This is a genomic window from Winogradskyella sp. Asnod2-B02-A (genome assembly GCF_045063645.1).
Lineage (GTDB): Bacteria > Bacteroidota > Bacteroidia > Flavobacteriales > Flavobacteriaceae > Winogradskyella.
Genome location: NZ_JBEFOG010000026.1, coordinates 521,414 through 546,195 on the forward strand (window position 1 = coordinate 521,414; position 24,782 = coordinate 546,195).

The following is a 24,782-nucleotide window of genomic DNA, read 5'->3' on the forward strand; positions in this document are numbered from 1 at the left end:
AGGCTTTTTTAATTACACTTTGTTAGGACTTTTTTTGCTGTTGTGCTTCTGAGTCTTCTTCTTTAGGTTGTTCTGGTCGTTTAAATAAATCTATATAAGCATCTCCCATTGTTTCAATAATATGGCTTGCAATTAAACTTTGATAACCATGATCTTCTATAGAAATGTCTGCAGACTTTCCATGAAGATAGACACCAAATATTGTAGCTGCTAATGGTTCATAGCTTTGGGCTAGTAAACCAGAAATAACGCCTGTTAATACATCACCACTTCCAGCTGTGGCCATACCAGGATTACCTGTGGTATTTACATATAATTTTTCATTATAAACTGTAATAGAATTTGCCCCTTTAATAAGTACAATAACATTGTACTTTTTAGAAAAAGCTTTTACTTTCTTTAGTTTTTCAAAATCATTAGACCATTTACCAATTAAGCGCTCTAATTCTTTAGGGTGTGGAGTTAAAATGGTTTTCTCTGGTAGCAACTTTAATAACGTCTTCTTTTTAGATAATAAGTTTAGTCCATCTGCATCAATAACTAAAGGAGATGTATTGCGCTTTAAAAATGCTTCAAAAGTTTTTGCCGTTCTTGCAGAAACCCCTAACCCTACTCCAATGCCAATAACAGTTGGCTCAATATCATAATTAATATTAGTAATATTGGTTTCATCATCATCTGTAATCACCATAACTTCAGGAATCCCAGTCTGTAAACTATGATAACCACATTTAGGACTATAAGCAGTAACTAAACCTGCTCCAGAACTCAATGCTGCTCTACTTGCTAAATTAACAGCACCTATTTTACCATAACTTCCTCCAATAATTAACACGTGGCCAAAGCTCCCTTTGTGTGAGAATTTTTCTCGAGGTTTATAAATTGGTAAAACTTCATGTTTAGAGATTAATTCTACCTCAGTTTCTGTTTTTATTAAATAATCGCGATCTATATTAATATCTAACGCTTCCCATTGAATGGTATATTTAGCAGTTTCTGGTAAAAAGAAAACTAATTTTGGAGATTGAAAACTCAAAGTATAATTAGCATGTACTACAGCTTTTTCATCTTCTACAACCTTGTCCGTATACAATCCAGACGGAATGTCAATAGACAATGTAAATGCTTTTGAAGCACTAAATTTTTGAAACAACTGCTTTACCCAATCATTTGGAGAACGATTTAAACCTATACCAAAAACGGCATCCACAATAATATCATCAGCTCCAATTGTTATTTCTTCAAAATCGTTTTTACAACTTAGCATTTTAGGCCAATCTTTGGTGACATTTTTAATGCGATCGTAATTAATTAAAAAATCCTTACTACGCTTATCGCTGCAATTAACAATATAAGTCACTACATTATAGCCATGGGTTATTAAATGTCTGGCCAATACCAAACCATCACCACCATTATTACCAATACCACAAAACACATGAATTGGCACTTGAGCTCCTTGCATACGCATATGTATCCAATTAAAAATCTGAATACCAGCACGCTCCATTAAGTCTGTAGATGATATATTTTGTAGCTCTGTAGTTAATTTATCACCTTCGTAAATTTGTTCTTTTGAAAATAATTTCATTTGTTTTATTTATTTCTTTTATAGGTTAAATGTCATTCGTATTTGATCATTTATTAAAACGATAAAATTTAGAATTTCACAATTTAATTCCTATTCTAATTATTTAATAATCCCTAGATCTCATATTCACATAATTACGTTTACTTAATATTTAACATAATATAAAAATGGTATATATGAATAATTGATTAACTAGTCCTTTTTGTTAATTATCTTTCATTTTTTTTATAAAGATTAGCCCTTTTTTACTAATTCCCTAAAAAGAAACGATTAGTTTTTTTATTGTTATAAAAATAATACTTTTGGTATGTAATGAAGACAAATTTCAAAATATCATCACATATAATAGTTAATGCTAACAGCATGTGTATTTCTATGTTTTTCATTTCAACGATTATTACCCTTTGGGGTAATTTATAATATGCTCTCCGTCCCTATTTGTCTATTTAGACATTTTATTCTCTTAAATTACATAAAAATATGAAAGTTCTCAAGTTTGGTGGTACATCAGTAGGTACAGCCGAAAATATAAATAAAGTTATTTCAATTTTAGACCAACAATCTAAAAGCAATTCTATTGCTGTAGTGGTCTCTGCCGTTGGCGGAATCACTGATAAGTTATTAGAGGCAGCAAATTTAGCTTGCAATAAAGATTTAGAATACCTCCAGAAATACGATATCATTTGGTCCATCCATAACTCAGTTATAGATGGATTATTTTTAAATCCTGAAGAAGATAAATTATTACAAAAGCAACAAGAAGACCTTCAAGATTTAATTACCGATAAATTAAATGATCTAAAAAGTCTTTTAAACGGTATTTATCTTATTAACGAATTATCGCCACAAACCAGAGATAAATTACTAAGTTTTGGTGAAGCATTATCCTCAACCATAATTTACCATACTTTAAAAGCGAGACAAATAGATGCCGCTTTAAAGAATTCTCAAGAAGTTATTATTACAGATTCTAATTTCAATAATGCCATTGTAAATTTTGAAGTTACAGATGCTAATATTCAAGAGTTTTTTAGTTCAAATTCTAATGCTATTGTTTTATTTCCTGGTTTTGTTTCAAAATCTATTCATGGAGAGATTACAACCTTAGGTCGTGGTGGTTCTGATTATACTGCGGCAATAATTGCTGCTGCTATGGATGCTGATGAATTACAAATTTGGACAGACGTCAGTGGTATGTTTACAACCAACCCAAAATTAGTAAAACAAGCCTCACCTATTGTGGAGTTATCATATCAAGAAGCGGTAGAATTATCGCATTTTGGTGCGAAAGTTTTATATCCACCAACGGTAATGCCTGTGCTTAAAAAGCAAATTCCTATTGTAATTAAAAACACAATGGAACCTGAAGCTATTGGTACAACAATAACCAAAAACACTTCTAACAAAGACAATTCGCCTGTAAAAGGTATTAGTAATATTGAAAACATTGCCTTACTAACCTTACAAGGAAATGGTATGGTTGGTGTTCCTGGTTTTAGTAAACGTTTATTTGAAACACTTGCTCAAGAAAAAATCAACATTATTTTAATTACACAATCATCATCTGAACATTCAATTTGTTTCGGAATTTCAAACAACGATGCACAGCGTGCTAAAGAAGTTATTGATACTGTTTTTGAATACGAAATTGCACTTCATAAAATTGACCCAATTGTCGTAGAAACTGACTTATCTATTATTGCTGTTATTGGTGATAAAATGAAAAGTCATCAAGGTATTAGCGGTAAAATGTTTAGTACACTTGGTAAAAACAACGTGAATATTAGAGCTATTGCTCAAGGAGCTTCTGAGCGTAATATTTCTGCTATAATACATAAGAATGATGTGAAAAAAGCACTTAATAGTTTACACGAGCAGTTTTTTGAAATTAAAACCAAACAAATCAACTTGTTTATTACAGGTGTTGGTAATGTTGGAGAGCGATTAATTGAGCAAATTAAACAACAGAAAGCTTATGTTAAGAAAAACTTTAAAATTAATTTAAGAGTTGCTGGTTTATCAAATTCTAAAACCATGATTGTTAATGATGAAGGTTTAGATTTAAAAGATTGGAAAGACCTACTGGCTAATGGTGAAAAATCGAGTTTAGATGGCTTTTTTGAACATGCTAAAAACTTAAATCTTAGAAATTCAGTATTTGTAGATATTACAGCTAACGAAGCTGTTTCTAATATTTATTCAAAATATCTTAAACAAAGTATTTCTGTGGTTGCATGTAATAAAATTGCATGTTCTGGAAATATTGAATATTACAATGAATTAAAACAACTATCTAGACAATATAACGCTTCGTTCTTATTTGAAACTAACGTTGGTGCTGGCTTACCTGTAATTGATACGTTGAGCCATTTAATAACTTCTGGCGACAAAGTAAATACTATACAAGCCGTTTTATCTGGAAGCTTAAATTTCATATTTAACAATTTTAATGCAGAAACCACATTTTACGATGTCGTTAAACAAGCTCAAGAAGAAGGTTATACAGAACCAGACCCTCGTATTGATTTAAGCGGAATTGATGTTGCTCGTAAAGTTTTAATTTTAGCAAGAGAAAGTGGTCATGCTATTGAATTAGCAGATTTAGAAAGCGATAATTTCTTAACAGATGCAGCAATGAACGCAGATTCTGTAGATGATTTCTTTGAAACTTTAAAAACAGATGAAGACTATTATCAAAGCTTATTTAAATCTGCAGAAGAAAATAATTGCCAGCTAAAGTTTGTTGCAGAGTTTAATGACGGCAAGGCTAAAGTAGGACTAAAAGAAATTCCTGAAGGTCATCCATTTTATAATCTAAAAGGAAAAGATAATATTGTAATGTTTTACACGCAACGTTACCCTGAACAACCTATGATTATTAAAGGTGCAGGTGCAGGTGCAGATGTTACCGCTTCTGGTTTATTTGCAGATATTATAAGAATCGCTAATAATTAATGATTACCGCTTTCGCGGGAAGTAAACATGAAAAACGAAATCAAAATATTTTCGCCTGCAACAGTGGCAAACGTGGCTTGTGGATTTGATGTTCTTGGCTTTTGTTTAGATACCATTGGAGATGAAATGGTCATTAGAAAGACAGAAGAAAAAGGAATAAGAATCACAAAAATTGAAGGTTACGATTTACCGTTTGAAGCAGAAAAAAACGTAGCAGGTGTTTCTGCATTAGCGATGTACAATGCTTTGCAACCAGACTGTGGATTTGAAATTGAAATTTATAAAAAAATAAAACCAGGAAGTGGTATAGGAAGTAGTTCTGCTAGTGCAGCAGGAAGTGTTTTTGGAATGAACGCTCTATTAGGCAACTCATTAAACAAAACCGAACTGACTAACTTTGCCATGAAAGGAGAAGCATTAGCTAGTAAATGCGAACATGCAGATAATTTAGCACCTGCTATCTTTGGTGGCTTTACATTGGTAAAAAGTGCTTGTCCTTTAAAAGTGTTAGAATTACCAACACCTTCAGATTTATTTGCAACTTTAATTCATCCACAAATTGAAATTAAAACCTCTGAATCTAGAGCTATACTACCCAAAGAAATTCCATTAACTAATGCCATTACGCAATGGGCAAATGTTGGTAGTTTAGTGCATGGTTTACACACATCTGACTACGATTTAATAAAAGAATCCTTAAACGATGTGGTTATAGAACCTTATAGAAAACAACTTATTCCTCATTTTGATACTGTAAAAACTGCAGCTTTAGAAGCTGGTGCTTTAGGTTGTGCCATTTCTGGTTCAGGACCATCAATATTTATGTTGAGCAAGAGTGAAGCTACAGCGAAGAAAGTAGAAGAAGCTATACGCAATGTCTATTCAAAAACAAATATAGAATTTGAAACGTATGTTTCTAAAATTAATACCCAAGGTATAAAAACATTATAATGAACTATTACTCTCTAAATAAACAAGCACCAAACACAACCTTTGCTGATGCTGTAGTCCGAGGACTTGCGCCAGATAAAGGTTTATATTTTCCTGAAACGATTACACCTTTAGATGCTTCATTTTTTGAAACCATTGAAGATAAATCAAACACAGAAATTGCGTTTGAAGCAATTAAACAATTCATAGTTCCTGAAATTCCCGAAGACGTCTTAAAAACAATCGTTGAAGAAACCTTAAATTTCGATTTTCCTGTAGTAGAAATCAATGAGAATATTTCTACACTAGAGTTATTTCATGGACCAACAATGGCTTTTAAAGATGTTGGCGCACGCTTTATGGCAAGATGTTTAGGCTATTTTAATAAAACTAACACCAACGATGTAACCGTTTTAGTCGCAACTTCTGGAGATACAGGAGGTGCTGTTGCTAATGGTTTTTTAGGTGTAAAAGGTGTTAATGTTGTTATCCTTTACCCAAGTGGAAAAGTGAGCGATATTCAAGAAAAACAACTGACAACGCTTGGGCAAAATATTACTGCTTTAGAAGTTGATGGTGTTTTTGATGACTGCCAAGATATGGTAAAACGTGCCTTTATGGACGAAGAGTTAACTAGTAAAATGCAATTAACTTCAGCAAACTCAATTAATATTGCGCGTTGGTTACCACAACTTTTCTACTTTTTATTTACATACAAGCAATTAAAATCTAAGCATAAAGACATTGCTTTCTCTGTGCCAAGTGGAAACTTTGGAAACATTTGTGCTGGTATGGTGGCTCAAAAATTAGGATTACCTGTAAAACATTTTATAGCTTCAAACAATGCTAATGATACAGTTGTAAATTATATGACAACACAATCTTACAACCCAAAACCATCTGTACAAACTATTAGTAATGCTATGGATGTTGGTAACCCAAGTAACTTTATACGTATTCAAGAATTACACAACAATGATTTTGAAGCACTAAAAGCAAATTTATCATCTTATAGTTTTACCAATGAAGCCACAAAAACTGCATTATTAGAATTATATAAAGAATTCAATTATGTCGCTGATCCGCATGGTGCTGTTGGTTACTTAGGTGCTAAAAAATATTTAGAAAACAATGATGCACATGTTGTATTTTTAGAAACAGCACATCCTACAAAGTTTTTAGATGTGGTTGAAGACGTTATTGAGAAAACTTTGCCTTTACCTTCACAAATTGAAGCTGTAATGGATAAAGAGAAAGTATCTATTAAAGTAAGTTCTTATGATGATTTGAAGGCGTTTTTGTTGAAGTAATATTTAAAAACGTAAACCATGACAGAAGAACAACTTGAAGATTGCGAAAAATGCCTCAATAGAAAAAGAGGTAACATTGACAATGAAGATATTTGTAACATTAAAGGAAAAAGTTTAGACTTTGAAGGTCGCTGTCGAGATTTTCAACATGATAATTCTGTTGTTTCAGGAATAGAAAATAAAATTAATGCTATTAAACCCAACTTAAAAAGAGCAAAGCTTGCTGAAATATTTGTTTGGGCCGTAATGGCAATAGATATACTTGCTATTTTTTCATCTTATTTACAATACAATTTACTAATAGACTTTCAAAATAATGAATTTGTAACAGATGAAATGCTCGAATCAAATGACTTAAGAGAAATATTAGTCGCTTATTTATATCTTGTTGTTTTTATTGTATCCGCAGTCACGTTTATACAATGGTTTAGAAGAGCTTATTATAATTTAAATATAAGAACCAACTGCGACAACTCAGAAGGATGGGCAGCTGGTAGTTGGTTTGTTCCTATAATCTCATTGTATCGTCCATATCAAATCATGAAAGAAATGGAGACTAAATCAACACATCTAATTAATTCAAAAACCTCTGAGCAAAACGCTGTTAAAACTTCTACAATTGGTATATGGTGGACACTATGGATTGTATCAAACTATATTGGAAGCTTTCTTTTTAAAAGTGCCTTTAAAGAAGAGACAGTTGAAAACTTTATTAACGCCACTATAGGTGATATTGTTTTATCTCTAATAGGTATACCTTTAGCTATAGTTACCGTTTCAATGATAAAATCTTATTCTAAAAAAGAAGAAGAACTTACTAAATTAGAAAAAATAGAAATTTAGTAATATTGAATAGAAATTCTTTAATTTTTGGATTGTACAATTTTAAAAATTAGTTCAATCTTTTTTGAAAATTAGAATATAATCATGCCAAAAACACTTTACACCATTTACGTCATTGAACTTTCTAAACGTGTGTTTACAGAAAATGCGAAGTTTAGAAAAGCAAATCCACAGTTTAATGGAGTTTTAGAGTGTTTGTATGTTGGGATGACGAGTAAAACACCTAAAGAAAGATTCCTTCAGCATAAAACAGGACATAGAAATAAAAAGGGCTACAAAATCTCTTCAAATATTGTAGAGAAATATGGCACTTATTTACGTCCAAGTTTATTCAATCACATTGACCCTTTTTTTACAAGAGTTGAAGCATTAAAAGCCGAAGAGCAAATTACATTAGAGTTAAGACGTGAAGGATATGCTGTTTGGTCAAATTAATTAGTTAAAACACAAATAATCGTCACCTTCTTTTTTTGATAAAATTGCTTTCTTATAAAATATAAGTATCGCGAAGTCCTACCCTATTCAAAAACTTTAAATTACATAAAAACAAAATGAGTTTTATGTGGCAACTTCATACATTTTATCGCGTTGATCCTTTATTTTCTTATCGCTCATATATTCATCAAAAGTCATGTAACGATCTATAACTCCATTTGGTGTTAATTCTATAATTCGGTTACCAACAGTTTGTGCAAACTCATGATCATGAGTTGTTAACATTATTGTTCCTTTAAAGTTTTTTAACGAATTATTAAACGCTGTAATACTCTCTAAATCTAAGTGATTTGTAGGTTCATCTAACATTAAAACGTTAGCTCTTGTCATCATCATTCGGCTTAACATACATCTTACTTTCTCTCCTCCAGATAAAACATCTGATGTTTTTAAAGCTTCTTCTCCACTAAAGATCATTTTTCCAAGGAAACCTCTAATATTCACTTCTTCTCGCTCCTCTTCTGTTTGTGCCCATTGACGTAACCAATCTACTAGAGATAATTTGTTGTTAAAAAATTCGCTATTATCTAACGGCAAATAAGATTGTGTTGTTGTAACTCCCCAATCAAATTTTCCTGAATCAGCTTCTGCGTTTCCATTTAATATTTGATAAAATGCAGAAGTTGCTCTAGAATCTTTAGAATACACAACTACCTTATCTCCTTTATTTAAATTGATGTCAATATCTTTAAATAAAACCTCATTTTCTATACTTGCAGATAATCCTTCAACATTTAAAATCTGATCTCCAGCTTCGCGATCGCGTTCAAAAATAATAGCAGGATAGCGACGACTTGAGCGTTTGATATCTGAAATATTCAACTTTTCAATCATCTTTTTTCTACTCGTTGCTTGCTTAGATTTTGCAACGTTAGCAGAGAAACGACGAATAAAATCTTCTAATTCTTTCTTCTTCTCTTCAGCCTTTTTATTCTGTTGTGCATGTTGTCTTGCTGCTAATTGAGAAGATTCATACCAAAACGTATAGTTACCAGAGAAATGGTTGATTTTCCCGAAATCAATATCTGAAATATGTGTACAAACTGAATCTAAAAAGTGTCTATCGTGAGATACCACAATCACACAGTTCTCATAATTTGCTAAGAAATTCTCTAGCCACGAAATCGTTTCGTAATCTAAATCATTGGTAGGCTCATCCATAATTAATAAATCTGGATTCCCAAATAAAGCTTGTGCTAATAAGACACGTACTTTTTGTTTACCATCTAAGTCTTTCATTAAACTATAATGATAATCTTCCTTAATTCCTAGGTTAGATAACATGGCAGCTGCATCACTATCTGCATTCCATCCATTCATTTCTTCGAACTGTACTTGAAGCTCTCCTATCTTTTCTGCATTAGCATCTGTATAATCTGCATATAAAGCATCAATTTCTGTCTTTAATTTATATAAGGGCTTGTTTCCTTTTAGTATGGTTTCTAAAACAGTGTCTTCATCATGTAAATTGTGATTTTGCTCCAAAACAGACATGCGTTTGCCTGGCTCTAAATGAACACTTCCAGATGTTGGATCCATTTTGCCTGCAATAATTTTTAAAAATGTAGATTTTCCGGCACCATTGGCACCAATTATCCCGTAGCAATTACCATTATTAAACGTAGTACTTACTTCATCAAAAAGTACGCGTTTTCCGAATTGAACTGAAAGATTAGAAACTGATAACATAACTTATAACTTTATTATTTAGCCTTAAACCATAATTAAGGCATTTTTTTGAGAGTGCAAAAGTAGAAAATTAAACGTAAAATCTGCTATACAACTGCGTTTTGAATCTTAAAATTTAAATAAAATTATATTTAAACTGTTTTTAAGGGTTATACTTATAAAATCAATAAATTCATGCTCGCTAAGTGCCTTTAAACAGGCTTAAGAACCTAAAATTATAGCCCTTAGGCGAAATTTATAAGTTCTAAAATAAGATTTAACGAGGTATTAACAAGAGTTGCGCTTATCAACCTATATTTTTGTTTAAATAATTTTTATAATATGTCTATTTTAAACCCACGTATAGTACTTACTATTACTTTGTTATCTACTCTATTAGGATGCCATTTTAAAGGAGGTAACAATAGTGAACATGCTTATATAGGTGGTGAAATTATTAACCCTAAAAATAACCGTGTTATAATTTATAATACCAATGGTAAGGTTATAGACACTATTACTTTAGATAATGATAATAGATTTGTTCATAAAATAGATAATTTAAAACCAGGTTTATATTCTATAACTCATGGTGGTGAATACCAAATGCTATTATTAGAAGCTAATGATAGTATTATGTTTAGACTAAATACATACGATTTTGATGAGTCATTAGTATTCACAGGAAATGGTGCCAAAAAGAACAATTACCTTATTAAAACATATTTATCTAACGAAAAAGAAGCAAAACAGTTAGTTAAATATTCTAAAATGGAGCCTGAAGCTTTTAATGTGTTTATTGAAAAAAGACGAAATGCTCAATTAAATAAGTTTCATGAATTTTTAACTCAAAATGAAGAATCTGAGTTCTTTAAATCCATAATTGAAGCTAATATTAATTACAACGCATATGCAGACAAGGAAATTTATCCGTTTGCTTACTTTGGAAATAATAAATTGATTCATATTAAAGATTTACCTGAAGACTTTTTTCATCATAGAAAAAATATAGATTACAACGCTAACTACCTAAGTCGTTTCTTTGCTTATAATAGGTTTCTATCTTCTCATATAGAGAACTTAGCGACACATTCTTATTACAAAAAAAATGATTTTCATAGCAAATTTAATAGACATGCTATAGATTATAATATGTCTAAATTAGATTTAATTGATAGTATTATTACAGATACAACGATTAAGAATAATCTATTAAAGCATAAAGCGATAGATTTTATAAGTCATAACCATACTGAATTAGAAGCTAACCAGTATTTAGAGTATTACTTAACCAAAAGTACTAATGATGTGGATAAAGCTTACATGACGGATTTAGTATCTAATCTAAAAGTATTACGTCAAGGTAATCCTTTACCAAATCTTGCGATTGTTAATTATAATGATACCGAGCATTCAATCACCTCCATAATTACCAAACCTACTATTATTTATTTTTGGTCTTCAAACTCTAAATCTCAGTATAGAAACAGCCATTATATGGTAGATAAATTGAAATCCAAATTCCCACAGATGGATTTCATCTCTATTAATGTAAATGATAACCATGATGAGTTTTGGAAAAGTATTGTTAACAATTACAATTTCCCAACTATAAATGAGTTTAGATTTAAAAATTCTAAACAAGCTCGTAAAACATTAGCCGTAAACTATTTAAACAAGGCAATTATTGTAGATGAGCATGGTATTATTTTACATCCAAATGCTAACATTTTTAATGCTGGGTTTAACGAAACGCTTGAAGAACTGCTACAAAAAAAGCATCTTATCGTTAAACAAGATGCTCTTTAAAACTTATATAAAAAGTATATTAATTTCCTTTTTTATAATCTGCTAAGAATTTTTCTAATCCAATATCAGTTAATGGGTGTTTTAATAAGCCTGTAATAGAACTTAAAGGACCTGTCATAACATCCGATCCTAGTTTAGCGCAATCAATTACGTGCATTGTATGACGTACAGAAGCTGCTAATATCTGAGTTTCAAATCCATAATTATCATAAATATGACGAATCTCTGCGATAAGATTTAAACCATCCGTAGAGATATCATCTAAACGACCAATAAAAGGAGATACGTAAGTTGCACCAGCTTTTGCAGCCAATAACGCTTGTCCTGGAGAAAACACTAAAGTAACGTTAGTTTTAATTCCTCTATCCGAAAAATATTTACACGCCTTTATACCATCTTTAATCATTGGTAATTTAATCACAATTTGTTCGTGCAGTTCAGCTAACGCTTCACCTTCTCTTACCATGCCTTCAAAATCAGTAGAAATAACTTCTGCAGATACATCTCCATCTACAATATTGCAGATGTCTACATAATGTTTTAAAATATTATTTGTACCAGTAATGCCTTCTTTAGCCATTAACGATGGATTTGTAGTAACACCATCTAAAATACCCATATCTTGAGCTTCTTTAATCTGCTCTAGGTTTGCTGTATCGATAAAAAATTTCATAGAAAAAATTGTTTTTTATCTCCCTTGCAAAAGGGAGTCATATTTTTTAGTTGCTGCGAATTTACAACTTTAAGCCTCATTTATAGGAATGATTTTTCAGAATATATTAACAATAGCTCTTACAAACTAAGTTCTACAACTTATAATGATTCATTAACAACTTCTCATAAACCGTATCTGGAAGTATGCGTTTTAAAACAATAGAGAATTTCTGCATAAATGCACCTACTTTATAATGCACTTTAGGTTTCTTTGTTTCTATAATTTTATAAATAGCTTCAGCCATTTGTTTTGGATCACTTCCACTATCAACATGTTCATCCATCATACTCAACGTATTTCCGTAAGTAGATTTATAAGGTGAATTTTCTAAAACTGGTGCATGATAACGACCTGCTGCAATATTGGTAGCAAAATCACCAGGTGCCACATTAGTCATATTAATATTAAACCCTTTTAGTTCCATTCTAAAAGCTTCGGTGATTAATTCAAGTGCACCTTTGCTTGCGCTATAAACACCTCTATATGGTAAACCCATATAACCAGCAATAGAAGTAACGTTAATTATTAAACCAAAATTTTGCTTTCTCATAGTTGGCAAAACTGCTTTAATTACATTAATTGGACCGAAAAAATTGGTTTCAAAATTGCGTTTTATTTCTGCATCAGGAATTTCTTCAATAGGACCAGTTATTCCGGCACCAGCATTATTAAGAAGAACATCTATTCTAGATTCAAGTGTTAAAACATCGAAAATACATTTAGAAATAGTTTCAGGTTTTGTAACATCTAAAGCTACAATAGGAAACTTACTATTAGGATAATTATCAGGATTTCTACTAGTTCCGTAGACTTTAAATCCTTTGGTTTGAAGAAACTCACCAACAGATTTTCCTATTCCTGAAGATCCACCTGTTATTAATACAACTTTAGACATAATGTTGAAAAATTATAAGTAACAAAATACAAATTTTTAGGAGACTTTTGGGCACAAAAAAAGGCAAGCTACCTACATCACACCGCTACGACCATTTACCTTTGCTGCGTTCCCGCCCTGGAGGATTCAACAGGAGCTGGTTGTGTAGGACTTGCCAGCTGCAAAGATACAATCTTTAATTACTTTCGCAATGATTTTTAAACTGAATTTTATTTAATAACTTGCTAAAAATTCAAACATAACTTATGCAACTTTCTAAATATTTCATTCTCTTAACTTTAAGTCTATTTTTAATAAATTGTGGAGATGAAAATTCTTCTAAACAATCGAGCCTTTCTATAAATACGACGACAAAATCTTTAATGCTAGGTGATACATTAAAATTATCTATTAATAATCCTGAAAAATTAGATATAACTAATGTGAGCTATGAAATTGATAGTAAGCCTGTTGAAAATACAGTCATTCTTAATAATACATCTTTAGGAGAAAAAAACATAATAGCAAAAGTAACCGTAGGAGAAAAGACAGAAACTATTTCTAAAACCATTCAGGTCTTTAATAATATTATTCCTTCGATATATACATATGAAATAGTTAATACATTTCCTCATGATATCACCTCTTACACACAAGGTTTAGAATTCTATAATGGTGAGTTATACGAAAGCACTGGTCAAAAAAAAGAATCTAAACTTAGAAAAGTAAATTTTGAAACTGGTGAAGTTTTAAAAAACATAAACCTAGAAGATCAATATTTTGGTGAAGGTTTAACCATTTTAAATGATAAAATCTATCAATTAACTTGGCAAGCTAAACGCGGTTTTATTTACGACGTTAATACTTTTGAGAAATTAAGCACTTTCAATTACGGAACGAGTAAAGAAGGTTGGGGAATATGTAATGATGGAAAAACATTATTTAAGTCTGATGGTACAGATAAAATTTACTTTTTAAATCCTGAAAGCTTAGCAGAACAAGGCCACATTCAAGTTTATACAGAAAAAGGTAAAATACCAAACATTAATGAATTGGAGTGGATAAATGGTAAAATTTATGCCAATAGGTACCAACGTAATGGTGTACTTATTATTAATCCTGAAACTGGTGGTGTTGAAGGTGTTATTGATTTTAGACCTTTAAAAAAATTAGTAAAGCAACATCCTGAATTAGATGTATTAAATGGTATTGCGTACCACCCAGAACGTGAAACTATTTTTGTAACAGGGAAAAATTGGGACAAACTTTTTGAAGTTAAAATAAAGAAACAATAAGCTTTACTCACCGAAAAGCATAAGTCACTCATTTTACATTTTATTAAACCTATAACTTTTGGTTCTTTGATTTATAAATCAAACTAACCATGAGAAAATCTGTTACCATAAATATTGCTGAACCTTGCCATGAGGATTGGCGTAAAATGACACCAAAAAATGAAGGTCGTCATTGTGCAGCTTGTAGTAAAACCGTTGTTGACTTCACAACACAAACTGATGAGCAAATTATTAAATCATTAGAAGCTAATGAAAATCTCTGCGGACGCTTTAAAACACAACAACTAGATAGAGAAATTGTTATGAGCAGAAAAGCCAAAAACAACTATTTGTCTTTGGCTGCCTCTGGCCTATTTGCTTTTCTGGCACTCGGAAACCAACATACATATGCTCAAGGTGAACCCATAAAAACAGAGACCATAATAAGACCCATGGTAAAAGGTAAAGTAGCTACTTCTATTTTAAATGAACATATATATTTCGGTACAGTAACTACCGCAATTGATGGTTTACCTTTACCAGGAGCTTCTATAATTGTAAAAGGAACATCTCGCAGTGCACAAACAGATTTTGATGGTAATTTCACCATAAAAGGAAAAATAGGAGAAATTCTAGAGTTAAGTTACGTAGGTATGGAAACTCAAAACATTCCATTAAACACAAAATACGAATTAAAGGTAGTTTTAGAAAACGATAGTTGCTTTAATGATTATGCTGCAGTAGGATTTGTTTCTTACAATTACCAAAGTAATAACGACTGTAAAAGAAAAAAGCGAAAAGCTAAACGTTTAGCAAAAAGAGAAGCTATAGAAAAAGGAGAACAAGAAAGAACCTCTTTTGGTAAATTCTTTTACGGAATTAAAAGGATCTTTATGAAGAAATAATATCTTTAAGCATCAAAAGACTGACATGAATATATTTGAAAAAACGATAACCGTTTCTAAAGAAGATATTGACGATCTTAACCATGTAAATAACGTTTGTTATGTACAGTGGGTTCAAGATATTGCAAAAGAACATTGGTTAACTTATGCAACCAAATCTATTTTAGATACCTACTCTTGGTTTTTAGTTAATCATTTTATAGAGTATAAAAACCAAGCGCTACTTGGTGACAAATTACTTATAAAAACGTATGTTCCTAAAGTTGAAGGTGTTTCTACCACAAGACATGTAGAAATTATAAATGCTGAAACCAACCAGTTGATTGTAAAATCGAAAGCAAAATGGTGCTTAATAGATAATAAAACTCAGAGACCAACACGTATAACATCTGAAATAGCAACGTTATTTAATTAACATTTTATTAGGTTAAAGTTTTTTTAATGTTGAGGCGATTATAAAATGAAACACTTTTCTTTATCGCATCAATCAACTACAACATGCTTAAAATTACTCTTTTAGTCTTTCTCTTGTGTTTTCCACTTGTTCAATATGCTCAAACCTTAAATGGAAAAGTCTACGATGCTAATGCACCAGTAAAAAATATAAATGTCTTTAACAAAACCCAAAACCGAGTTACCGTAACCAATGAAGATGGTAACTTTAGTATACAAGCTAAAGTAAATGATAGTATTGCTTTTGAGTCCTTATTCTACCATAATAAAACGGTAGTTCTAAAAGATTTTCATTTTAATGGTGTTGCTGTTTTTGAGCTTAAAGAAATACTAACAGAACTTGATGAAGTTGAAGTTAAAACAGAACCTGAGCAACCCGTTTTTAAAGAAGAAACTTATAATATTGAACTACAAAATATACTAAACGAAGACATAAAAAACAATCCTCACTTATACAAACCTGCAGGAGCAACTAGTGGAGTAGATTTTGTATACCTTATTGGTGCAGTTGTAAAACTCTTCTCTAAAGACAAACCTAAAAAACCGAATTACTATCCGATTTCTTACACTCAAATGGATTCTTTGTTTGATAAAAGCCCATTTTTTAATGAGCAATTAATGACAGAAAATCTAAAAATTCCTAGTGATAAAAAATATCTGTTTTATGATTTTTGCGAAGCAAAACAAATCAGTACAGAATTACTTAAAGACGAAAACAAAATACAGTTACTTGAAGAATTGGTTTTAAACAGTCAGCTATTTTTAATTCTTTTAGAACAATATGGAGAAAAACCATTATCAAAGGAATAGCAAACTTCTAGTAATTTATACCCAACTATAATAAATCCTAACTTCAAAAGTTATATTTTTAAGCCTTAATTATATTTATCACTTATGAAGCGATTGCTATCATTTTTACTCTGTTTCGGAATCTTACTATTTTGGAGTTCTTGTCGTAATGATTTTGAATTTACACCAAGTAAAGGACAACTAGAATTTGCTAGAGACACCATTTATTTAGATACCGTGTTTTCTACGATAGGTTCTAGCACTTATAATTTAAAAGTTTATAATCGTAGTGATGAAGATATTGTAATTCCTACTATTCAATTTGAAAATGGTGAAAGTTCACTTTACAGAATGAATGTTGATGGTTCTACCGGTTTAGATAATGATGACCAAATTGGTAAATTCTTTGAAGATGTAGAATTGTTAGCAAATGATAGTTTATTTATTTTTATTGAAACAACTATTGATATTGCTAATCCAGATTTAGGAGCATTAGAAAATCAATTTTTATATACAGATCGCATTCTATTCGATTCTGGTTCTAAGCAACAAGATATCGATGTGATAACCTTAGTAAAAGATGCTGTTTTTATTTATCCTAATAGAACACCTATTGATGATGATGATGATTATATCATTGAAACCCTAACATTTGATGTAGATGGTGATGGCACACCAGATGAAACGACATTACAAGGTCGGTTTTTACTAGATAGCGAGCTCACTTTCACTAACGAAAAACCCTATGTCATCTATGGCTATGCAGGAGTTGGAGAAGGTAAAACACTAACTATGGAAGCTGGTGCACGTGTTCATTTTCATGCAGATTCTGGTATTATAGTTACCGATGGTGGATCTCTTAATATTAATGGTACTCTTAGTCCAGACCAAGAAACACTTGCAAACGAAGTTATTATAGAAGGGGATCGTTTAGAACCTTTTTACTCAGATATTCCTGGACAATGGGGAACAATTTGGTTATTTAACGGAAGTGAAAATAACACCATTAACTACGCTACCATAAAAAATGGAACAATAGGTATTGTGGCAGACGGTAACCAAGATGCTCCAAACGATAAATTAACGATTACAAATTCAAAAATATTTAATTTTAGTAGTTTCGGAATTAGAGGTACTGCAACTTCAATTACAGCGAAAAACCTTGTAATAAATAATTGTGGACAATCATCTTTTGCTGGCACTTATGGTGGTAAATACAACTTTACACATTGTACAATTGCCAATTACTGGGACAGTAGTTTTAGAGAATATCCTGCCCTACTCCTAAATGATTTCATTGTTGACGAAAACAATACAATTTTCACTAATGGTTTAACCGAAGCCAACTTTAACAACTGTATTATTTATGGAAATGATAATCCTGAATTTTTATTAGAAAATGAAGGTGACATTTTTAATTTTAAATTCAGTAATTGTTTATTAAGATTTAATAATAGTAGTCTTTCTGGTACTGGTAATTATGATTTTGATGATACGTTATTTTATAGTAATAATGTATTTAACGAAGATCCAAAATTTAAAAGTCCTTTTGAAAACTTAATGAGAATTGGCGACGATTCTGGAGCTAAAGGCATAGGAAATACTTTTGGAGTCGCAGAAGCACCAAGAGATATTCTTGGTTTTTTGAGATCTAGCTCTATTGATGCTGGTGCCTATAATTTTATAATCTTTGAAGATTAAATTATAAGTTTAACTAAATAAAAAAGCCCTTCAATTTAGTTTGAAGGGCTTTTTTATTTTTATGAATTTAAGATTAACTAAAACAACTTCTGATAGTACTCATCTGCCATTCTCTTGCTTGTAAATTCAGGAATCACATCATCGATACCATTAAATACAATCTCTTGCCATTTTTTAGGCTCATCGTAATAAGTAGGAATCACTTTATCTTCTAAAATTTCATACAGATTATTGGCATCTATATTATCCTGATCCCAAACTGGTAGCGTATGATCTAATGCTGGTAAAACAAAACTATTTTTACCGTCTTTAGCAAACTCAGGAATCCAACCATCATTAGTAGATACATTTACAGAGCCATTCATGGCAGCTGTCATTCCACTAGTTCCTGAAGCTTCTCTAGTAATTCGTGGAGTATTTAACCAAACATCAGATCCACATTTTAATCTTTTAGATAAATCAATTTCATAGCCAATTAATACCGCTAAATTGTTTTCGCTTTTAGAATGGTTAACTAAATGATTAAACACATCAATGGCATAATAATCAAAAGGGTACGGTTTTCCTGCCCAAATGATTTGAACGGGATATTTTTCGTTAGAAATTAATCTTTTAAAGCGTTCTAAATCATGTAAAAGTAAATCTGCTCTTTTATAACCTGCAAATCGTCTTGCCCATACAAAAGTTAATACTTTAGGATCAAACGTTTTACCTGTTTGTTTATAAACCTCTTCAAATAAGTCTTTCTTTAAAGCTGTTTTTCTAGTTTTATAAGCTTTTACCTGCTTTTTAGACCATGCCTTTTTAATACTTGCATCTTGCCAAAACTTCTGATTCTGTGCATTTGTAATTGGAATAATTTCACTAACACCTTTATAGTCTTTCCACATATCAGTGGCTACCTTAGCATGCAATTTTGAAACACCATTTGCTTTTTTAGCCATTCGTAATGCCGAAATTGTATAGTTTATCATACCATCATTAACCATTTCCTTCTGAAGTTCTTGTTCAGAAAGTGATCGTCCAAAAAAGCCACATCTGTTTAAGTGTCTAGCATCGCGCTCTTCATTACCTGCTTTTTCTGGAGTATGTGTGGTAAACACCATCTGACTTTTCTTAACGCCTAAATCTCTTAAATAGTAAAAAGCTGGCAATGCATGACCTTCGTTTAAGTGATACGTATCTGCACCTCCTAATGCTTCTACAACTTTAGCTCCACCGATACCTAAAATAATACTTTGTGAAATTCGTGTTACAGGATTATTATCATATAAATGATTGGTAATGGTTCTAGATAAATGATCATTGCCTTCAACATCTGTACTCAAAAAATACATTGGTACAGTTCCAAAAATTTCAGGTTTTAAAACATATGCCCTAACTTTTACATGTGGATTATCATGCAGCTTCACTTCTACTTCTATTCCTGTATCTTCAAGAAAATCGAAATGTTTTTCATTGAATTCTGTTCTTAAGGTTTGGTCATCATTTCTTGCTTGATCGTAATAACCATATTTCCATAGCATACCAATACCAATCATATTCTGTTTTAACTCAAAAGCAGATCTCATATGTGAGCCTGCTAAAAAACCAAGACCTCCAGAATATATATTGAAAGACTGATCTATACCATACTCCATGCTAAAATATGCAACCTTCTTTTTGTATTTGGTTGCTGGTTTATATGGATGATACCATGTATTATAATTATTTTCCATTTTAGTGTTTTTTATACCTGTAAACTTAGAAAAAAAGACCTATTCCATAATATGATTTATGTCATTAAATAACTTTTTAATGTTAACATTTTAATTATAAGTAAACACAAAAAAAAAGTCCTTCAAATTAATGAAAGACTTTTAAAAAAATTTAAGGTATTGTTTACTAATTAAATAAAGCACGTCCACCCATTAAAGCATTTACTTTTTCGGCAACACCAGCCAAAACAGTTTCGTTATCGTGGTTTGTTAATACTTCATCAATTAAATCTACAACATAAGCCATATCAGTTTCCTTTAGACCTCTTGTTGTAATTGCAGGAGTTCCAACTCTAATACCAGATGTTACAAAAGGAGATTCTGTATCAAAAGGCACCATATTTTTATTCACTGTAATATCTGCTTTTACTAATGCGTTTTCAGCATCTTTACCAGTAATGTTTTTATTTCTTAGGTCAATAAGCATCATGTGGTTATCTGTTCCTCCAGAAATTAAATTATAATCTTTAGCAACAAAAGCCTGAGCCATAGCATCTGCATTCTGTTTTACTTGTAACATATAATGTAAAAACTCATCCGTTAATGCTTCACCAAAAGCAATTGCTTTCGCTGCTATGATATGTTCTAATGGACCACCTTGATTTCCTGGAAAAACACCAGAATCTAAAAGACCAGACATTTTACGAAGCTTACCATTCTTTAACGTAATACCAAATGGATTATCAATATTTTCACCCATCATAATCATTCCACCTCTAGGACCTCTCAATGTTTTATGAGTTGTTGTAGTAACCACGTGGCAATGTGGCATTGGATCGTTTAGAATACCTTTAGCTATTAAACCTGCAGGATGAGAAATATCTGCTAATAACACAGCACCTACACTATCTGCAACTTCTCTAAATTTCGCAAAATCAATATCTCTTGAATATGCTGAAGCACCTGCTATTATTAATTTTGGTTGTTCTTTTTTAGCTTGGTCAGCTAACATATCGTAATCAATACGACCTGTTTCTTTTTTTACTCCATAAAATGTAGGACGATATAATTTACCCGAAAAATTAACAGGAGAACCATGAGTTAAATGTCCACCATGAGATAAATCAAAACCTAAAATGGTGTCACCAGGTTTTAAACAGGCATGAAACACGGCCGTATTTGCCTGACTACCTGAGTGCGGTTGCACGTTTGCATAAGCAGCACCAAATAATGTTTTAGCTCTTTCTATAGCAATGTTCTCCACCTCATCAACTACCTCACAACCACCATAATAACGCTTTCCAGGATAGCCTTCTGCGTATTTGTTGGTTAATACCGAGCCTGCAGCTTCCATAACTTGGTCGCTAACAAAATTCTCTGAGGCAATTAATTCTATACCATCTGTCTGGCGTTCTCTTTCTGCTTGTATAAGTTCAAAAATTTGTTCGTCGCGTTGCATAAATAAAGTGTTTGTTAAATCGATACAAAAATAGTGAATACATTAGTTTAAATATTAAAAAATGTGTAGGTTTGAGTATAATTAATGAACATTTAATCAACAATTACAATATGCCATTATCAGCAAATAATACAGATCGTACCTCATGGCTACATGTCGGTAAAACTTCAGACTTCCCTATTCAAAATATTCCTTTCGGTGTTTTCTTAACTAGAGACGACATTATTACTATAGGAACGCGTATTGGTGATACAGCTATTGATCTAGGTGCTTTACACCAATTAGGTTATTTTGACGGTATTCCGTTAACAGACGATATATTTTTACAAGATACCTTAAATGACTTCATCGCAGATGGAAGAAAAACGTGGCGTTTAGTTAGAAATAGAATCGCTGAGATTTTTGATGTAGAAAATGAAACTTTAAAAAATAACAATCCTCATAAAGAAACCATTTTGTTTCGTTTAGATGAAATTGAAATGCAATTGCCTATTCAAGTTGGCGATTATACAGATTTCTATGCTAGTAAAGAACATGCTACAAATGTTGGTACCATGTTTAGAGATCCAGATAATGCATTAATGCCAAATTGGGTGCATATGCCAGTGGGTTATCATGGACGTAGTTCTTCTATAATACCATCAGGAATTCCGATTCATCGTCCACAAGGACAAACATTACCAGAAGGAGCAGATAAACCTGTTTTTGGACCTTCAAAATTGGTAGATTTCGAATTAGAAATGGCTTTTATTACAACAGACGCTAACGATTTAGGAGAACCTATTCCTATTGAAGAAACTGAAGAATACATCTTTGGTTTAGTTTTATTTAATGATTGGTCTGCTCGAGATATTCAGAAATGGGAATACGTGCCATTAGGACCATTTTTAGGTAAAAACTTTGCATCTTCCATGTCTCCTTGGATAGTAACTCTAGATGCTTTAGAACCATTTAGAACAGAAAGCCCTAAGCAAAATCCTAAGCCTCTAGATTACTTACAAACCAAAGGTAAAAAGAGTTTTGATATTAATTTAGAAGTTGGTATTCAACCAAAAGGCGGAAAAGAAACAACGGTTTCTAAATCTAACTTTAAGTATATGTATTGGAATATGGCACAACAATTAGCTCATCATACGGTTAATGGATGTCCTGTAAATTCTGGAGATGTAATGGGAAGTGGCACCATTTCTGGACCAACACCAGATTCTTATGGCTCAATGTTAGAATTGAGTTGGAAAGGTACAAAACCTTTAAAATTGAAAGATGGTACTGAGCGTAAATTTATCAATGATAATGATGCTGTTATTATGAGAGGTTATTGCCAAAATGATGATATTAGAATTGGTTTCGGACAGGTTAGAACTCAATTATTACCTGTATTTGATTCTAAGAAGAAAAAGAAATAAGCTGTTAGCTGTTAGCTGTTAGCTGTTAGCTGTTAGCTGTTAGCTGAAGGAAAAAATAAAAGAAGATTGAAGTTTAATTACTTTAGTCTTCTTTTTTTTTACTTCAGTTTGAAAAACTTAAAATAACAAATATTACATCCCAACTTCTTATCTAAAAACGAAGCTTTAGGCTTGTGGCATAAAGTCTTAAAACGGAGGTTTGCAACTAAAACTTACCCACTCTTTTTTTGCAGGATGCTCAAAACTCAAAGTTTCAGCATGCAGATGTAATCTATTTGAAACAGTTCCGTATAAATCATCACCAACGATTGGTACATTTAAACCTTTTTTATGGGCAGCATGCACTCGCAATTGGTGTGTTCTTCCTGAAATAGGATAGAAATAAATTCTTGTTATTTTATCCTTAACCTCAACAACTTCATATTTTGTAGTGGCTTTTTTACCGTGTTCATAACAAACTAATTGTCTAGGTCTATTGTTTAAATCTACTCGCAATGGTAAATCAATTGTACCTTCTTCTTTTTCAATAATTCCTTCCAATAAAGCGACATAATGTTTTTTTACTTTACGTTCTATAAATTGTTTTTGAAGCTTTTTGTGTGTTATTTCATTTTTTGCAACCAATAATAAGCCAGACGTTGACATATCTAAACGATGCAATAATAAAGGACCTGTAGCATTTGGTAAATACGTTTGCATTCTGGTTAATACGGAATCTTTAATCGTTTTTCCGGGAACAGAGAGAAACTCATGTGGTTTGTTAAGTACTAACAAAAATTCATCTTCGTATATAATTTCTAATTCACCTTTAAAAACACCAGCTAATTCTATAGGATTGGGTTCTACATTCAAACCTTGCATCATGTGGCCTAAAATAGGTTCACATCTACTGCGACAAGATGGATAGAATTGTCCATGCTTTCTCACTTCTGCTGTTGGCGAAATTCCCCAATAAAACTCTGCCATTGCAATAGGCTTTAGTTTCTTTTGGTAAGCAAATTGAAATAATTTAGGAGCTGCACATTCGCCTGCAGCTGCAGGTGGCTTTCCTAAATCTGTACTTTTAAAAATATCAATTAGGTCTTTAGTCTCTCCTTTAGCATTCAAAAACCGATATTGCTCGTGAATTTGCTTTTGTAAACGTGCCGAAAGTGTTTTTCTTTCTAATTTTAAAGCCTCAATAGGTTTTAATAATGCTGCTAAATTATTTTCGGCTAACTCAACTGCAGCTTCAATATTCAACTTTAAATATTTTAAATCAATATTACTTTGAATACTTTGCTGCTTTAAACTTTCAAAAAATAGCTGTTTTTCTGAGTCACTAAGATTTTGCTCTGCTTCTACTCTACGTTGTTTTCGTTTTTGTTTTTCGGCTTTAGCATTGATTTTAAAATCTTCAAGTTTTTGAATACTGTTTAGCCTTATTTCTTTTAAATTTATTTCTGCTTTTTCTAATTCCGGATTAATTTCTAAAGCTTCAATTTTAGTCGTTAAATTATTTAAATGTGCTTCATTTTGTTTGTAAAAACCATCTTTATTCAACGTATCATAAATTGGAGGTACAAAACCTTTTATATGGTTGCTCTCTGCTAATTTTCCTGAAAATGCGGTAATGTAACCTAATTGCCCTTCCAACGTTTTAACAATCATTACACCAAACATCTTTCCGATTTTTAAGGACGTTTTACTTTTATCCAAACCAAAATTATGTTCAAAATCTGTTTGTGTATTTAAATACGCTTTTACCTCATCTGCAGCCCTAATACAAAGTGGATGTGTTTGGTAATAAAACGGAAATGTAAATTGCTCTGGAAGTATTTCCGAATGCAATTCTAAAGAATGAAAACAACCGTTTTCTGTATGAAACATGAGACTTTTAATTGGTTTACAAAGAAACGAAATAACCTT

19 protein-coding genes and 1 other RNA gene are annotated in these 24,782 nt (G+C 31.6%); 12 read left to right on the forward strand and 8 right to left on the reverse strand.

From position 1 onward, the window contains the following. Positions 1–22: 22 nt before the first annotated feature. Positions 23–1,591: an NAD(P)H-hydrate dehydratase gene (locus ACJJVO_RS05795; protein WP_405571558.1), complete on the reverse strand. Its 1,569-nt coding sequence runs from the start codon at positions 1,589–1,591 to the stop codon at positions 23–25. Between the two features lie 480 nt (positions 1,592–2,071). Here ACJJVO_RS05795 and thrA point away from each other — a divergent pair, with 480 nt between their 5' ends. The 5 genes from thrA to ACJJVO_RS05820 all read left to right on the forward strand — a co-directional run bounded on the left by thrA (position 2,072) and on the right by ACJJVO_RS05820 (position 8,064). After that, the gene (thrA, locus tag ACJJVO_RS05800; RefSeq protein WP_405571561.1) at positions 2,072–4,546 is read left to right on the forward strand and encodes a bifunctional aspartate kinase/homoserine dehydrogenase I; all 2,475 of its coding nucleotides are present in this window, start codon (positions 2,072–2,074) and stop codon (positions 4,544–4,546) included. A gap of 27 nt (positions 4,547–4,573) precedes the next feature. Then, positions 4,574–5,497 (forward strand): homoserine kinase, encoded by a 924-nt coding sequence (locus ACJJVO_RS05805; protein WP_405571564.1) that lies wholly within the window; start codon positions 4,574–4,576, stop codon positions 5,495–5,497. Next, on the forward strand, positions 5,497–6,786 hold the full coding sequence (thrC, locus tag ACJJVO_RS05810) for a threonine synthase (protein ID WP_405571566.1): 1,290 nt from the start codon (positions 5,497–5,499) through the stop codon (positions 6,784–6,786). Before ACJJVO_RS05805 ends, thrC begins: the two co-directional genes overlap by 1 nt. An 18-nt stretch (positions 6,787–6,804) precedes the next feature. Then, the gene (locus ACJJVO_RS05815; RefSeq protein WP_405571569.1) at positions 6,805–7,629 is read left to right on the forward strand and encodes a DUF4328 domain-containing protein; all 825 of its coding nucleotides are present in this window, start codon (positions 6,805–6,807) and stop codon (positions 7,627–7,629) included. A gap of 84 nt (positions 7,630–7,713) precedes the next feature. Next, a complete protein-coding gene (locus ACJJVO_RS05820) occupies positions 7,714–8,064 on the forward strand; it encodes a ribose-5-phosphate isomerase (RefSeq protein ID WP_405571571.1) in 351 nt (116 codons plus the stop codon). Positions 8,065–8,187: 123 nt separating this feature from the next. Here ACJJVO_RS05820 and ACJJVO_RS05825 read toward each other — a convergent pair whose 3' ends face one another. Beyond that, positions 8,188–9,813, reverse strand: coding sequence for an ABC-F family ATP-binding cassette domain-containing protein (locus tag ACJJVO_RS05825; RefSeq protein ID WP_405571572.1), 1,626 nt, complete (start codon positions 9,811–9,813; stop codon positions 8,188–8,190). 321 nt (positions 9,814–10,134) lie between these two features. Here ACJJVO_RS05825 and ACJJVO_RS05830 point away from each other — a divergent pair, with 321 nt between their 5' ends. Beyond that, complete coding sequence (locus ACJJVO_RS05830) at positions 10,135–11,601, forward strand: TlpA family protein disulfide reductase (protein WP_405571574.1); 1,467 nt, start codon at positions 10,135–10,137, stop codon at positions 11,599–11,601. A 19-nt stretch (positions 11,602–11,620) separates the two neighbouring features. Here ACJJVO_RS05830 and fsa read toward each other — a convergent pair whose 3' ends face one another. The 3 genes from fsa to ffs all read right to left on the reverse strand — a co-directional run bounded on the left by fsa (position 11,621) and on the right by ffs (position 13,368). After that, positions 11,621–12,274 carry a fructose-6-phosphate aldolase gene (gene fsa, locus ACJJVO_RS05835; RefSeq protein ID WP_405571575.1) on the reverse strand — a complete coding sequence of 218 codons (654 nt, stop codon included), beginning with the start codon at positions 12,272–12,274 and terminating at the stop codon, positions 11,621–11,623. A 133-nt stretch (positions 12,275–12,407) separates the two neighbouring features. Next, on the reverse strand, positions 12,408–13,211 hold the full coding sequence (locus tag ACJJVO_RS05840) for an SDR family oxidoreductase (protein ID WP_405571578.1): 804 nt from the start codon (positions 13,209–13,211) through the stop codon (positions 12,408–12,410). A 58-nt stretch (positions 13,212–13,269) separates the two neighbouring features. After that, an RNA gene (gene ffs, locus ACJJVO_RS05845) (signal recognition particle sRNA small type) lies at positions 13,270–13,368 on the reverse strand. An 88-nt stretch (positions 13,369–13,456) separates the two neighbouring features. Between ffs and ACJJVO_RS05850 the strand changes: the two genes are divergently transcribed. The 5 genes from ACJJVO_RS05850 to ACJJVO_RS05870 all read left to right on the forward strand — a co-directional run bounded on the left by ACJJVO_RS05850 (position 13,457) and on the right by ACJJVO_RS05870 (position 18,312). Next, entirely contained in the window at positions 13,457–14,485 is a 1,029-nt protein-coding gene (locus ACJJVO_RS05850) for a glutaminyl-peptide cyclotransferase (protein WP_405571581.1), read from the forward strand. Between the two features lie 89 nt (positions 14,486–14,574). Next, positions 14,575–15,369 carry a carboxypeptidase-like regulatory domain-containing protein gene (locus ACJJVO_RS05855; protein WP_405571583.1) on the forward strand — a complete coding sequence of 265 codons (795 nt, stop codon included), beginning with the start codon at positions 14,575–14,577 and terminating at the stop codon, positions 15,367–15,369. 25 nt (positions 15,370–15,394) lie between these two features. Continuing rightward, a complete protein-coding gene (locus tag ACJJVO_RS05860; protein ID WP_405571585.1) occupies positions 15,395–15,784 on the forward strand; it encodes an acyl-CoA thioesterase in 390 nt (129 codons plus the stop codon). 83 nt (positions 15,785–15,867) lie between these two features. After that, positions 15,868–16,632 carry a carboxypeptidase-like regulatory domain-containing protein gene (locus ACJJVO_RS05865; protein WP_405571586.1) on the forward strand — a complete coding sequence of 255 codons (765 nt, stop codon included), beginning with the start codon at positions 15,868–15,870 and terminating at the stop codon, positions 16,630–16,632. Positions 16,633–16,716: 84 nt separating this feature from the next. Further along, positions 16,717–18,312, forward strand: a complete 1,596-nt coding sequence (locus ACJJVO_RS05870; RefSeq protein WP_405571588.1) for a right-handed parallel beta-helix repeat-containing protein — start codon at positions 16,717–16,719, stop codon at positions 18,310–18,312. A 77-nt stretch (positions 18,313–18,389) separates the two neighbouring features. Here the strand turns inward: ACJJVO_RS05870 and glgP are convergent, their stop codons facing one another. Both glgP and glyA read right to left on the reverse strand, forming a co-directional pair. After that, complete coding sequence (gene glgP, locus ACJJVO_RS05875) at positions 18,390–20,030, reverse strand: alpha-glucan family phosphorylase (RefSeq protein WP_405571590.1); 1,641 nt, start codon at positions 20,028–20,030, stop codon at positions 18,390–18,392. 166 nt (positions 20,031–20,196) lie between these two features. Further along, a complete protein-coding gene (glyA, locus tag ACJJVO_RS05880) occupies positions 20,197–21,468 on the reverse strand; it encodes a serine hydroxymethyltransferase (protein WP_405571592.1) in 1,272 nt (423 codons plus the stop codon). Between the two features lie 110 nt (positions 21,469–21,578). Here glyA and fahA point away from each other — a divergent pair, with 110 nt between their 5' ends. Continuing rightward, positions 21,579–22,874: a fumarylacetoacetase gene (gene fahA, locus ACJJVO_RS05885; RefSeq protein ID WP_405571594.1), complete on the forward strand. Its 1,296-nt coding sequence runs from the start codon at positions 21,579–21,581 to the stop codon at positions 22,872–22,874. A gap of 186 nt (positions 22,875–23,060) precedes the next feature. Here fahA and ACJJVO_RS05890 read toward each other — a convergent pair whose 3' ends face one another. Next, entirely contained in the window at positions 23,061–24,743 is a 1,683-nt protein-coding gene (locus tag ACJJVO_RS05890) for a pseudouridine synthase (RefSeq protein ID WP_405571597.1), read from the reverse strand. Positions 24,744–24,782 lie beyond the last annotated feature (39 nt).